10 protein-coding genes, 1 rRNA gene and 1 riboswitch are annotated in these 15,161 nt (G+C 29.7%); of the genes, 2 read left to right on the forward strand and 9 right to left on the reverse strand.

The genetic code is table 11. The annotated features are described in order from the left end of the window. The 4 genes from WY13_RS08960 to pckA form a co-directional block, all read right to left on the reverse strand. Positions 1 to 210, reverse strand: a 16S ribosomal RNA gene (locus WY13_RS08960); the annotation flags it as partial. A gap of 581 nt (positions 211 to 791) precedes the next feature. Further along, complete coding sequence (thiC, locus tag WY13_RS08965; RefSeq protein WP_063555342.1) at positions 792 to 2,105, reverse strand: phosphomethylpyrimidine synthase ThiC; 1,314 nt, start codon at positions 2,103 to 2,105, stop codon at positions 792 to 794. Positions 2,106 to 2,231: 126 nt separating this feature from the next. Beyond that, a riboswitch (TPP riboswitch) is annotated at positions 2,232 to 2,338 on the reverse strand. 132 nt (positions 2,339 to 2,470) lie between these two features. Further along, a complete protein-coding gene (locus tag WY13_RS08970; RefSeq protein WP_063555343.1) occupies positions 2,471 to 3,304 on the reverse strand; it encodes an undecaprenyl-diphosphate phosphatase in 834 nt (277 codons plus the stop codon). A 232-nt stretch (positions 3,305 to 3,536) separates the two neighbouring features. Beyond that, positions 3,537 to 5,105, reverse strand: coding sequence for a phosphoenolpyruvate carboxykinase (ATP) (gene pckA / locus WY13_RS08975; RefSeq protein WP_063555344.1), 1,569 nt, complete (start codon positions 5,103 to 5,105; stop codon positions 3,537 to 3,539). A 564-nt stretch (positions 5,106 to 5,669) separates the two neighbouring features. On the opposite strand from pckA, the gene WY13_RS08980 reads away from it, so the two are divergent. Continuing rightward, complete coding sequence (locus WY13_RS08980) at positions 5,670 to 7,028, forward strand: Mur ligase family protein (protein WP_156499004.1); 1,359 nt, start codon at positions 5,670 to 5,672, stop codon at positions 7,026 to 7,028. Between the two features lie 30 nt (positions 7,029 to 7,058). Further along, on the forward strand, positions 7,059 to 7,793 hold the full coding sequence (locus WY13_RS08985) for a type 1 glutamine amidotransferase (protein ID WP_063555345.1): 735 nt from the start codon (positions 7,059 to 7,061) through the stop codon (positions 7,791 to 7,793). A 644-nt stretch (positions 7,794 to 8,437) separates the two neighbouring features. Here WY13_RS08985 and WY13_RS08990 read toward each other — a convergent pair. The 5 genes from WY13_RS08990 to WY13_RS20940 all read right to left on the reverse strand — a co-directional run bounded on the left by WY13_RS08990 (position 8,438) and on the right by WY13_RS20940 (position 15,146). Then, the gene (locus WY13_RS08990) at positions 8,438 to 9,244 is read right to left on the reverse strand and encodes a polysaccharide deacetylase family protein (protein WP_063555346.1); all 807 of its coding nucleotides are present in this window, start codon (positions 9,242 to 9,244) and stop codon (positions 8,438 to 8,440) included. Positions 9,245 to 9,304: 60 nt separating this feature from the next. Continuing rightward, positions 9,305 to 11,902, reverse strand: coding sequence for an ATP-dependent chaperone ClpB (gene clpB, locus WY13_RS08995; RefSeq protein WP_063555347.1), 2,598 nt, complete (start codon positions 11,900 to 11,902; stop codon positions 9,305 to 9,307). A gap of 123 nt (positions 11,903 to 12,025) precedes the next feature. Next, on the reverse strand, positions 12,026 to 13,288 hold the full coding sequence (locus tag WY13_RS09000; protein ID WP_063555348.1) for a helix-turn-helix domain-containing protein: 1,263 nt from the start codon (positions 13,286 to 13,288) through the stop codon (positions 12,026 to 12,028). 18 nt (positions 13,289 to 13,306) lie between these two features. After that, the gene (locus WY13_RS09005) at positions 13,307 to 14,611 is read right to left on the reverse strand and encodes a helix-turn-helix domain-containing protein (RefSeq protein WP_063555349.1); all 1,305 of its coding nucleotides are present in this window, start codon (positions 14,609 to 14,611) and stop codon (positions 13,307 to 13,309) included. Between the two features lie 370 nt (positions 14,612 to 14,981). After that, positions 14,982 to 15,146: a YtxH domain-containing protein gene (locus WY13_RS20940; protein WP_013237296.1), complete on the reverse strand. Its 165-nt coding sequence runs from the start codon at positions 15,144 to 15,146 to the stop codon at positions 14,982 to 14,984. Between the last annotated feature and the right edge of the window lie 15 nt (positions 15,147 to 15,161).

Genomic DNA, 15,161 nt, shown 5'->3' on the forward strand with positions numbered 1-15,161 from the left:
CTCCTTTAAATCAATTTCCATGTGAAAACTGATTATTATGCGGTATTAATCTCCCTTTCGGGAGGCTATCCCCCTCTTTGAGGTAGGTTACCCACGTGTTACTCACCCGTCCGCCGCTAATCCACTCCCGAAGGAGCTTCATCGCTCGACTTGCATGTGTTAAGCACGCCGCCAGCGTTCGTCCTGAGCCAGGATCAAACTCTTAATTTAAAAGTTTTTATGGCTCTATAGAAAATTGCTATTAGCTTCGCAATACTGCGTCAAAGCTTTCATTGCGGTGCTCATTTACTTAAGTAAACTCCGCTCCTCATTCAAACTTTTCCTTGTCTTGCTCGCTACTACCAATTTTTAATATATTACATTTTAGCTTGTTAGCAAAATATAATACACTATTCTTACGAAATTACTTTTTTAGCTGCTCTCGCAGCTCAAAAGAATTGCTGGTTTATTCTAAATAAGTTGTACTTATATCTTCCTCTGTTTAATTTTCAAGGATCATTTTGTCGCCTCATCTCGACGACTTTTTTAGCATAACATATTTTTTTAATAGTGTCAACACTATTTTAAACACTTTCAACAAATAATATGAGAATATCAGAAAACATCTGATATTCTATATGTCTAAAGAGTTGAATTTATTCAGTTGTATACTGGTTGCTCTGCAGAAATACGAAAACTTTTATTACAATTTAAATAAGCATAAGTATTTCCACCAATGCTTATTTAAAGATTCTATCCAATAGCTACCATCCGTAACACTTCCATCACACACAATGAAAGCAATTCACACATCAATCATCATCTCTTAAAACATTTAGATTTTTTCCTTCCATAACCCTGTTCATATTTCTAACAGCACACATTTTTCCACACATAGTACATGTATGTTCATCTTCTGGTTTTGATTCCTCTCTGTACCTTCTTGCTTTTTCTGGATCTATGGATAAATTAAATATTTTTTCCCAATTAAGCTCTCTTCTAGCTTTACTCATGGCATCATCTAAGTCTCTTGCACCTTTTACTCCCTTTGCAATATCTCCTGCGTGAGCTGCAATTTTAGCAGCTATGATTCCTTCTTTCATATCTTCCAAGTTTGGAAGTCTTAAATGTTCTGCTGGAGTTACATAACATAGGAAATCTGCTCCTGAAGATGCAGCTATTGCTCCTCCTATAGCTGATGTAATATGATCATAACCAGGAGCTACGTCTGTAACTAAAGGTCCTAACACATAAAATGGTGCATTATGACACAATTTCTTTTCTAACTGCATATTTGCTTTTATTTCATCTAAACTCATATGTCCTGGTCCTTCTATCATAACTTGTACATTTCTCTTCCAAGCTCTTCTTGCAAGCTCTCCTAAAGTCATAAGTTCCTTAATCTGTGAAGCATCTGTAGAATCTTTTATAGCACCTGGTCTGCAGGCATCTCCCAAACTTATAGTTACATCGTATTTTTCACATATATCTAAAACTTTGTCAAAATACTCATAAAAGGGATTTTCTTTTCCATTTAGTTCCATCCATGCATATATCAAGGCTCCTCCCCTAGATACTATGTTCATAAGTCTTTCATTTCTCTTAAAAACTGCTGCAGTTTCTCTATTTATACCTGCATGAATCGTCATAAAATCCACACCATTTTGCGCATGTTTTTCAATCACACCTAAAAGTTCTTCTTCAGTTATATCTTTTAATTCTTTGTCATAAAATCCCACTGCATCATATATAGGTACTGTACCTATCATGGCAGGTGACATTTCTACTAGGCTAGTTCTAAATTCTTCAGTTTTTCCAAAGCAGCTTAAATCCATTATAGCTTCCGCTTCCATTTTCAAAGCTACCTTAACTTTTTCCAATTCATTATCTATACAGTTGCAATCCTTTGAAATTCCCAAATTTACATTTATCTTAGTCTTAAGTCCTTGTCCTACACCTTCTGGATCTAATGCATTATGATTTTTATTAGCTGGTATTACAACTACACCCTGCGCAACTAATTCCATTAGTTGCAATGCCTCCATGTTTTCTTTAGCAGCTACTCTCTCCATCTCTTTTGTGATTATGCCTTTCTTAGCAGCGTCCATTTGTGTTGTGTAATTCATTTAAAACATCTCCCTTAACATATTTTTTTTAAAATTATGTTAAATAAAAAAGGAGGAGATTACACATCTCCCTCATATCCATCTTTAATATAATAAAAAAATGCAACCTTATAAAGTTGCATTTTAAAACTATATAAAGCTCTTCCCTACGCTAGAATTATCCAGATCAGGTATGAGGGTCAGAACTAACAGTTCTATCTCAGCCTATAACATAGGCCCCCCTAGATTATTTAATTTTACGTACAAATCATATCATAATATAGTTAATTTTTGCAACTATATATTTTTATATCTACAATTCATAATAAACAGTTTATCATAGAAAATTTATGTTACCAGAAAAATATTCATTGTCTATAACAGTATTAAATATTTATAACTTTAGTAAAATATAATATAAGTATTATCGCTCCTATAAATATTCTATATACAGCAAAAACTCTCATTGGTTTTCTCTTCAAAAAATTTATAAACTTTTCTACTACAACTAATGCTACTATAAATGAAACTATAAATCCAACTGCCAGCGCAATAACTTGAGGAACATCCATAGCTACCTTTACTTTTATAAGTGACCATCCTGATGCTGCTATCATAGTAGGTATAGCAAGGAAAAAGGAAAACTCTGCTGCAGCTACATTTGTAAGTCCACTTATCCATCCACCCATTATTGTGGACGCAGATCTAGACATTCCTGGCCAAAGTGATAGACATTGAAAACATCCTATCTTAAATGCTTGTACAATATTTATATCTTCAATTCTATTTGTACTATTTCCTCTCCTGTATTTGTTCTCCATATATATCATGAGAAAACCGCCAAATACTAATGCACAGGCAACAGTAACCGGATTAAATAATTTGCTTTTAATAATATCATTGAAACGCAATCCTACAATAGCAGCAGGTATAAAAGCAACTAAAATAGTAAACCAAAGTTTAAATCCCCATTTGCCAGGTTTAAGATTTTTAAGCGAATTAAAAATCTTATCCCAATAAAGCACTACTATAGCAAGTATGGCACCTAGCTGAATTACTACTTCAAACATATCTATATAAGCGCCATTATATGTTGGTGCTTTAAAGTTTATCAGATTTCCTACTATTATCATATGACCTGTTGAAGATATTGGCAGGAACTCTGTTATTCCCTCGACTACTCCAATAGCAGCAGCTTTAATAATAAATAATAATTCCATTAACTTCACTCCCTATTAAATTTATAAACAAGTATTATTATACTATTACCGTAAGCTTTTTCACAGCATATATATTATTAATAATTTGTTACATAAGTAAAATTATCTTTTATTTCATATACAAATAAAGGATTTAGTGATGAAAATAAAATCAACTCATCACCAAATCCTATTTTTTATATTACTAAATATTTATATATAAATTTCACTTAAATTAGCTATAATAAACAATTTAAGCTTTAGGTCCAGCTTCTGCTATATCTTCGGAAACATCTTTAAACTTCTCAAAGTTTTTACTAAACTTCAGTGCCAGATTTCTCACTGTTTTATCATACGCTTCTTTATCTTGCCATGTATTTCTAGGGTTTAATATTTCATCAGGTACACCTGGACATCTTGTAGGCATCATTACTTTAAACACAGGATGTTCCACAAAGTCAACACCTTTGAATTTTCCTTTCAAAGCTTCTCTAATCATAGCTCTTGTGTAGGAAAGTTTTATTCTATCTCCATTTCCATATCCTCCAGATAACCATCCAGTATTCACTAAATATACCTGAGTATTATACTTGTCTATTCTTTCACCTAACAGCTTTGCATACACAGCAGGATTCATTAACATAAAAGGTTCACCAAAGCAAGAGGAAAAAGTAGCTTGAGGTTCAATTATTCCTCTTTCAGTTCCAGCTATCTTGCTAGTATATCCAGACATAAAGTGATACATTGCTGCTTCCTTAGAAAGTCTTGATATAGGTGGCATTACACCAAAAGCATCTGCAGTTAAAAATATTATAGTCTCTGGATTTTCTCCTACACCACTTTCTTCTATATTATCTATATAATTTATAGGATATGCTGCCCTTGTATTTTCAGTATATCTACCATCATTATAATCAGGTACCCTATTCTCATCTGCCACTACATTTTCAACTACAGTTCCAAATTTTATGGCATTGTATATCTGACTTTCTTTTTCCTTATCAAGTCTTATAGTTTTAGCATAACATCCGCCCTCAAAATTAAATACACCTTCATTAGACCATCCATGTTCGTCATCACCAATCAGCCTTCTTTCACCATCTGCTGATAAAGTAGTTTTTCCTGTTCCTGACAATCCAAAAAATAAGCAAGTTTTGTTATCTTGTCCTATATTAGCAGAACAGTGCATAGGCATGACCCCTTTTTGTGGAAGCAAGAAGTTCATTACTGAAAATACTGATTTTTTTATTTCTCCTGAGTAACTGGTTCCCCCTATTAATATAATTTTTTTATCAAAATTCACTAAAATAAAGGCATCTGAATTTAAACCGTCTTCTTTCCCCTTAGCCTTAAATCCAGGTACCGATATTATGTTAAATTCAGGAGTAAAACACTTTAAATTCTCCTCCGTTGGTCTTCTAAACAATTGATTTGCAAACAACGCCTGGGATGCTCTTTCGCATATTACTCTTATAGGAAGGGTATATTTTTTTAAAGCTCCAACAAATCCATCAAACACAAAAATGTCTTTATCACTTATATAATTTAAAATCTTATCATACATTCTATTAAAAATATCTTCTTCTATAGAAAGATTTACATTTCCCCAGTTTATTTTGTTTCTAATGCTTTCTTGATTAACTATAAATCTATCTTTAGGAGATCTTCCTGTGTACTTTCCAGTATTAATCATAAGAGCTCCTTTATTTGATAAAAACCCTTCTCCCCTTTTAATTGAAAATTCCGTTAATTCTGATGGTGATAAATTTTTATACATATTTCTATATTTATTAATATTTAAATATGATAAGTCAATGTTCATGATGTTTCCCCCTAAATTAGTTTATATTTATATATTACACCATTTATAGAAAAATGCAATAAAAAAATTATTTTAAATTTAATTATAAAGTATTTTATATATTATACCTGTAATAATACATTATATACTTTGTATATTTTTATATGTACTATATTAATTCTATATATTTTTTAATATAAGCTATACTTTTTATTTATAAGTTAGGTTGATAATGAATTTTTTCTATTTGAACTTGCAAAACTACTCGGTAAATTATTCAGATATTATAATTTATTTAACTATGTCTTTATATTATAATTTTAACATTCTTATATATACCCTCATAAACATACATTCTTTTAAATGTTTATTCCCACATTCTATTATCCGGCCTAAGAAATGCAGTAAATTTACAACTTTTTAATGTAAAAATTATAATATTGTATTATAATATTAAGAGTTATTTACTTGCTCGTGTATTTGTTGTGTACTATAATAGACTTCAATCTTAAATTTAGAGCCTATAGACTTATGACAAACAATATGTAAAGTAAATAAACAAATGCTTTACTTAAGTTGAAGGTGGTGTTAAAAATTAACATAAAATCTTTTTTTAGTATTATTATTTCCAAGATCGTAATAAAATTATCAAAATTTTTATTTAAAGGAGGAAGTAATTTTCCTGGAAAAGTTGCTTTAAAATTAGATAAGAATATTCTTAAAACCATATGTAAGGATTATAAAATTATACTTATAACAGGTACAAATGGTAAAACTACAACTACAAGTATGGTCTACAACATGCTAAAGGATGCTAAAAAACGTGTAATTACAAACAATACAGGTGCAAATATGCTGACAGGTATAGTTTCATGTTTTATAGAAAATTATTCATTTAAAAAATGTAGTGAGACAAACTATGCAGTTATAGAGTGTGATGAAGCAAATGTTCCTTTATTTACAGATTATATAACTCCAGAAATTATAACTGTAACAAACTTATTTAGAGATCAACTTGACAGGTATGGAGAAGTTTACACTACATTAAACAAAATTCTAAAAGGTATCAAAAAAGTACCTCTTTCAAATTTAATACTCAATGGAGACGAATCTCTTCTTGGAGATCTAAATTTACCAAACAGAACTATTTATTATGGATTTAATTGTTCTCCAACAAATAGAAAAAAAGTAGATACTAATGCAGATGCCAAGTTCTGTAAGAAATGCAAAAATCCTTACAAATATAATTTTCTTACATATAATCATTTAGGCGATTACTACTGTGAAAAGTGTGGATATAAAAGACCTGAATTGGATTATACTTTAGATGAAATAAAAGATCAAACTCCAGATGGATCATTAGTAGTAATTAATGAGAAGGAATATTATATAAATCAACCAGGTACATATAATATGTATAATGCCCTATGTGCTTATTCTATAGCAATGGTTTGTGGAATATCTACTTCCTGTATATGTGATTCTCTAAAAAAACAAAAGAGCAGTTTTGGAAGACAAGAAGTCATAAATATAGAAGGTAAAGAGGTTAAAATTATCTTAGTAAAAAATCCTGCCGGTTATGATCAAGCTATAAATACTTTAAGCCTTGACAACAGGACCTTTAACCTAGCTGTACTTCTAAATGACAATTATGCAGATGGAAGGGATGTATCCTGGATATGGGACGTGAATTTTGAAAAGCTGTCTTCACTTGATATAGATAAAATAATGATTTCAGGTATAAGACTTTATGACATGGCTGTAAGATTAAAAGTAGCAGGATTACCCCAAGATAACTTTATAATTTGTAAGCACTATGAAAATCTAATTGATGAAATAAAAAATTGCAAATCAAATACAGTATATGTATTAGCCACTTATACTGCCATGATAACTTTCAGGAAATTTCTCAATTTCAAGGGATATATCAAAAAGCTGTGGTAAAATATTAGAGAACTAGGGAGTGTATCTAAAATGGAATTAAACATATGTCACTTATATCCTGATTTATTAAATGTATACGGAGATTTAGGAAATATACTCATATTAAAATATAGGGCACAGCAGCGGGGTATAGATATAAATGTATTTAATATATCTCTTGGAGATCCCTTTGACAGCTCTAAATATGACATAACTCTTTTTGGCGGTGGCCAGGACTATGAACAGTCCATAGTATCAGAAGATCTTGTCAAAAATAAAAGAGAAGGCATCGTAAGTTACATCGAAGAGGGTAAAGTATTTTTATCAATTTGTGGAGGCTATCAACTTCTTGGAAAATACTACTCTACACCCGATGGTCAAAAGTTGCCAGGTCTTGATGTACTTAATATATATACAGAGGGCGGCAGCAATAGATTTATAGGAAATACAGTTATATATAACGAAAAATTTAAGGAAACTTATGTAGGCTTTGAAAATCATTCTGGAAGAACTTATATAGGAGATTTAGAACCTCTTGGAAAAGTAATTGTAGGTTATGGTAATAATGGGGAAGATGGATACGAAGGCTGCATATACAAAAATTGTTTTTGTACTTATTTTCACGGTTCTCTCCTTTCTAAAAACCCTGAATTAGCAGATAGATTTATATCTACAGCTATTTCTAAAAAATATGGTGATACAAAACTTGACCCTCTAGATGATACCTTAGAATTAAATGCTAAAAAATTTATAATAGAAAGAGAAACCAAAAATAAATCTAATTAATTTACATCTTTATGTAGAGTTTCTAGTTTGAAAGTTTACTTATATCAGCCATATACTAACAAATTTCATCACACTAAAAACTTTTTATAAGTCTAAAGCTCGGTATTTTGAAAATCTAAAGAAGCTTATATAACTCGTACCTCAAACATATATAAGCTTTTAAGATTTTCTAAAATACCTCGCTAAGACTTATAAAAAAAGTTTTTAAGTGTGATTTCCGTTTTGTTAGTATATTTTATGTATAAGTTAAAATTTCAACTAGAATCACTCATATATAGGGTTTTTAACTAATAACTTAAATTATACATTAATTGAAATCTACTGATTTCAATGGCTTAACTATATGAATAATTTAATTTTAAACTTATAAACCCTATAGCAGTTTCTAACTTAAAAATAAAACTTATATGCAGAAATATTTTACAATAAACAAACACATTTAAATATTTTGTATATAAGTCTTAGTAGAAAATTTTTTAAAAAACTTAGGTCTTTTGAATTGTTCGAGGTACGAGTTTTCAAAAGGCCTTAGTTTTTATAAATTTTCTTCTTAGACTTATCAAAATATTTAACCGTGTTTGTGGTTGTAAAAATATTCGGAGTATAAGTTTTATTTTTCGTTTAGAAACTCTCTATAATTTTAGTCATCTATTAATGATTCCTTTATCTGTCATTCTAAACTCTTCCTCTAAAGTTATATCATCAAAAGTTCTAAAAACAAAACCTTCTTTTTTTAAATAACTTATAATGTCTGGCAGTGCTTCTACTGTAGAAGTTTTATAGTAAGAATCATGCATCAAAACTACTGCAATTTTTTTATTCTTGCATCCATTTATTACATTTTGTTTTACAATATCTTTGGACACAAAACGTTTATCTGCATCCCCTGAGACCACGTTCCAATCTACATACTTCATTCCGTTTCCCTTTAAAGTCTTCTTTATAATATTTAAATTGCTTACGCTTGCTGCTAAGTTATCTGACCCACCTGGAAGCCTCACAAATACTATAGAATCTTTTCCTGTTATATTCTTTATTACATTTTTACAAACTCGAAAATCCTCTAAGTATGCATCCAAACTGCTGTACATCTCTTTATAATTATGAGAATATGTATGCACTCCTATACTCATACCGCTGTCACTTAGCTGCTTTAATATAGAAGGATTTTCTTTTGCCTTTTCACCTACTATAAAAAAAGTGGCTTTTACTCCATTTTGTTGTAATATATTTAATATCTTTGTAGTGTTATTTACAGAAGGACCATCATCAAAAGTTAAGAATACTTCTTTAGAATACGTTGGTGCATTATCTTTAGCTAAAACAATATTCTTTCTCTCTCCCGTAAAATTATATTTTACACAATCCCATTTACATATTAAGCTTATACAAGCAATTACAAATAAATAGATAAAAGTACCATATATGATTGAATAGACAGGTTTTTTCATAAAAAACACCCTCTTTTTTAATCTTCTATCATATATGGTAACCTTTATTTTAATAAATAATTATAGTTTTTCTATTTTAAACTTATCATCTTCATAATCTACTCTTACCCTGCAGCCTGTATATATATCTCCATTAATTATCTTCTTTGCAATAGATGTTTCCAGAACGCTTTCTATATATCTTTTTAAAGGCCTTGCTCCATAAACAGGATCATAACCTTCTTGTGCCATAACTTCTTTTGCTTTTGAGGTTATTTGTATAGATATATTTTTCTCCTTAAGCCTATTTTCTATATCCCTTAGGAATATATCTATTATGAATTTAATTTCTTCCGTATTTAGGGGTTTAAACATTATTATATCATCTAGTCTATTTAAAAATTCAGGTTTAAATTTAAATTTCATATCATTCATTACTTTGTCTCTTACATCTTTATCTATTCCATTACTACTTTTGTTCTGTAATAAATAGCTGCTTCCTATATTAGAAGTCATAATTATAATAGAATTTTTAAAATCAACTACCTTACCCTGATTGTCAGTAAGCCTTCCATCATCTAATATTTGAAGGAATATATTAAACACATCTTCATGAGCTTTTTCTATTTCATCAAATAATATTACACTATATGGTTTTCTCCTCACTGCCTCCGTAAGCTGACCTCCCTCGTCATATCCTACATATCCTGGAGGAGCTCCTATAAGTCTTGAAACAGAATATTTTTCCATATACTCTGACATGTCTATTCTTATTATGTTTTCTTCACTATCAAACAGTGTCCTTGCTAAAGTTTTTGCAAGTTCAGTTTTACCTACACCTGTAGGTCCTAAAAATATAAAAGAACCTATTGGCCTTTTAGGATCTTTCATACCCGCTCTTGCTCTAAGTACAGCATTTGAAACTGCTGTAACTGCTTCCTTCTGGCCTATAACTCTCTTTGCAAGTTCATCCTCTAATTTTACTAATTTCTGTCTTTCCCCTTCTACCAATTTTGAAACAGGTATTCCAGTCCATTTAGATACTATCTGAGAAATTTCCTGTTCTGTAACTTCTTCCTTTAACATTGCAGCTTCATTGTTTTCTTTAATAGATTGCTCTTTTTCATCTATAGTACTTTCCAGTTTGGGAATAACACCATATTTTAATTCTGCAATTTTATTTAAATCATATTCCCTCTCTGCTTTTTCAATTTGTCCTCTTGCTTCATCCAACTGTTTCTTTAAATTTCTAACCTCAGTTATATTTGACTTTTCCTTTTCATATTTAGCAGTCATTTCATTATCTCTGTCTTTAAGATTACTAAGTTCCTTTTCTACTGACTTAAGCCTTTCTATAGAGGCACTATCTTTTTCTTTGGAAAGAGCCTCTTTTTCAATCTGAAGCTGAAATATTTTTCTTTTCACATTATCCATTTCAGTTGGCATACTGTCAATTTCAGTTCTTATCATAGCACAAGCTTCATCAATTAAATCTATAGCCTTATCTGGAAGATACCTATCTGTTATATATCTATCTGAAAGCTTTGCAGCAGCCACAATAGCAGAATCATGAATTCTTATGCCATGATATATTTCAAACTTTTCCTTGAGTCCCCTAAGTATAGAAATAGAATCCTGAACAGTAGGTTCATCTATAACCACCGGTTGAAATCTTCGCTCTAAAGCCTTATCTTTTTCTATATATTTTCTGTATTCATCAAAAGTAGTAGCGCCTATGCAGTGCAATTCACCTCTTGCTAGCATTGGTTTTATTAAATTTCCAGCATCCATAGAACCTTCTGTTTTTCCAGCTCCAACTATAGTGTGAATTTCATCTATAAAAAGCACTATTTTTCCTTCGCTCTTCTGTACTTCTTTTAATACGGCCTTTAATCTTTCTTCAAATTCTCCTCTAAATTTGGCACCAGCAATTAATGCTCCCATGTCTAGGGAAAATATTATCTTATCCTTTAAGCCTTCTGGTATGTCTCCTCTTACAATCCTCTCTGCCAAGCCTTCGATTATAGCAGTTTTTCCTACTCCTGGATCACCTATTAGTACAGGATTATTTTTAGTTCTTCTTGAAAGTATTCTAACAACTCTTCTTATTTCTTCATCTCTACCTATAACCGGATCAAGTTTATGTTTTTTTGCCTCTTCCACAAGATTTCTGCCATACTTGGCAAGTGCCTCATAAGTTCCCTCTGGATCCTGAGTTTCAACCCTTTGATTTCCCCTTACCTGGGACAAGGCTTCTAAAAATGCATCCTTTGTAATATCAAATTTCTTAAGTATGCCGTCTACGTCAGAAGAGTGAACTTCCATAATACCAAGCATTACATGCTCTACACTTATATATGAATCTTTGAATTTTTCAGCTATCTTTTCTGCCTTCAAAAAAATATCTTCAAATCTTCTAGTTGCATAGACGGAGGAACTTTGTGCTCCTTCTCCCAGTACTTTAGGCATCTTGTCTAAAACATCTTTAGTTTCATTTACCAGAGATTTTAAATTTACAGACATCTTTCCAAATATATTTGGAATGAGTCCATCTTGCTCAAATACTAAAGCTGAAAACATATGAATCACATCTACCTGTTGATGATTATATTTCACTGCTGTAAGTTGTGCTTCATTCATTGCATTTTGAACTTTTATTGTAAGTTTGTCTATGTTCATAATAAAAATACGTCACGCAAAACTTAAAACAAGTTTTAACGCAGCTCCTCCCTTCTAAACCTCTTTAGATTAATTTAATTCATTGGACAACAAAATATAATTTTTTCAGTTTTCTAAGTAAAACTATAAAAAATTATATTTTTGTTTTAAATCAATAGCAATATTAAAATATTTAAGGGCCTCTTGAACCTTTTTCATATCATAATACATACATCCTATTTCCATATATCTTTCATATATGCAAGTATTTGTTTCAAATTTCGATAGAGCATCCAGCGAAAGATTCATATACATCTCCCCTTCAGCTAACTGACCTTTTTTTATAAATACCAACGCTTTATAATAGTATGCTCTTTCTATAAGAACTATATCATTTAACTTTATAGAACAATCTAAAGCTATATCACATATACCTTCAGCTCTATCCCAAATTTGATTTTTTATCAAAATGCCTACTATTTTGATTACAAAATCAGCAAATTCCACCGCATACTCTTTAGGATACATATTCAGTGCTTCATTTATATAAAATACTGCCTTTTCACTCATATTTAAAGTAAACATAGCTTCAGCATATTCAACCATAGATATTGATTTATCTTTTAAATTATCTTTATAAAATTCATTTGCCTTTTTTTCATATACTTTAAATTTTTCAGTATCATTTTTTAAAGAAAGTATTGCTAAAACATGATATACTTTTGCTTTTTTTATGTCTCCATCTACCATATCTATCAATTTTGTAATCCCATCAGACAATTCATAAGCCTTTTCATAATCATTAAGAGCAATAAAGCAAGTTATTTTATTATATGTAATTTTTAATATTAGTTCATTACTACCAGTTTCTGCTGCAATGACTAACACATTATCATAATAGTTTATAGCCTGTAAAAATTCTTTTGCTTTAAAAAAATATTTGCCAACATCCATATAATACAGGATTGCTTTTTCTTTAGAAAAATTTCTTTGTAAATATTCATAATACTTTACAATTATACTATGCAATTTTTCTAATTCACTTTTTTCTAGATAATAGTTAAATAAGAGATGCATTATCCTAAAACATATATTATCATATCCATACCGTTCAGCAAATTTAAAATTATATACTAAATTTTTTTCATAACTTTTCCTATCTTGTTTTTTCTCAATATCATCTATATTTTCTATTATTTGATTTTTTATATCTAATTTCAGATACTCAAAACTAACTTCAAGTTTATCTGATAAAAACTCTAAAATCCAATCTTCTGGCTTTATTTTATCATTTTCAATGCAGCTCATTTTAGAAATTGATATTTTACTATTACACAGTTCCTTCAAAGTATATCCCTTATATATGCGTGCTCTTTTAACCTTCTCTCCAGTAGAAAGTATCTCCATAATTATCACCTGTTCTATTTAATACTCTTTTAATATTCCAATCCTTTTAAAAATTTCAACACCTTCACTCAAATACTTAGCTGCTTCCTTATCCATCTTGATGTCCTCATAGAATTTCCCAAGCTTTATTGATATATCTGCAGCTTCTCTAGTATAATGCATTTTTGTCGCAAAGTTCAATGCATCAATTAATGTATTTTCTGCTTCTTTTTTATTACATTCAATCATATTTATTCTAAATTTCATCATATAATAATATACTAGTGATTTACTATTTTTTTCGTCTATCTTGTCCCTTATTTCTTCTAGAACTTTCCTTGAATTTATAACATCCTTTAATTTTATATAATTTTCACATATATTTATAAGTGTATCCACAATCTTTCCATCTTTACACCTCATTCTCAATTCTTTTGCCTTATTTAAATGTATAAATGATTCCTCAATATTATTAAACTCTCCAAAAAGTTTACCTAGATTGTTTTCAATTTTTGCAGTATTTATTACATCTTCTAATTTTCTATATACATTTAATGTTTTTTTAGAATACTTTATTGCATTATTTATATCTCCCTTTTTATTATACTCTTCTGCAAGCAAAAATAAGCTTTTAGCATACTCTTCCCTATCATCTATCTGCCTAAACTTCTCATTTGCCAGATAAGAATAGTTTATTGCTTCTTCCATATTTTCTAATTTAAAATTTATACAGGCTGTATAATAATATATTTGTCCAAGCAAGAAATCATTTCCTATATTATTTTCCTTATATACATTTTCTGCCTGCTGCAAATAACTTCTGGAAGCATGATATGATTTCATACTTATTGTAATCTTTCCTAAATTTATAAAAGTTTTTATAATTTCTTCATATTTATTATTTTTTATAAAAACAACATTAGCAGACAATAAAAGCTGTTGAGCAATAGGATATTCTTTTCTCGCCGTATAGATTGTCCCCTTTAAATATAAATTTTTTGCTTTTTCATATTGTAGGGAATACTTTTCTGAGTAGTATATAGCCTCTTCAATATATTTTTCTGATTGACTCAAACTTCCACTTATTATATAAGATTCAGCTATATTTTCAAAATAAGTACATATTTTTTGTGCTTGAGTTTCTTCTGACTCCATTAAATATTCAATGGAAGTATTCAATTCCCCTGCTAAATATTCCAACAAATCCATACTAGGATTTGACTTCCCTGATTCCACCAAACTTATTTGTCCAGGTGTAATTCTATCCCCTGCCAAATCCTTCAAAGTCATATTGAGTTCTTTTCTTCTTCTCTTTATTTTTTCTCCTAAAGAAAGTATTTCCATCATTCACTCTTCCTTTATTAATCACAATTTTTGTTTCATGTCTATCTGTTCCAATATGTTACATCTTTTTTAATATATAAAAAAATAAAAGCTATACTTTGGGATAACAATATCTAAATATTACATATAATTGAAATTATATGTAATACAAAGATCTTTGTTTAGGATAATTTTTAAACCACATTAAAATATTATTTTATATTAGTATCATTATAACATATTTTTAATTATAAAATAAAAACTTTAAAAAATAAAAGCATATTGCCATAAACCTAAACAATATAGTCTAAATCAATAAAAAAACAATGTAAAATGTACATCTTTATTATTAAAAGTGTACATTTTACATTGTACTTGTTAAGCTCCTATGCTATCTCATCCAATTCATAACTCCACCATACATATTTCCTGCAGTATTTCTTAAGTATCTAGAAGTTTTTCTTATCATTCTCTTTTTAGATCTATCTAATTCTGGTACTACCATCATTCCTACTGCTGCACCAATTACTGCACCTGCTACAAACTTTCCACGCATTTTGCTACACTCCTC

The organism is Clostridium ljungdahlii (genome assembly GCF_001636845.1).
Lineage (GTDB): Bacteria > Bacillota > Clostridia > Clostridiales > Clostridiaceae > Clostridium_B > Clostridium_B ljungdahlii_A.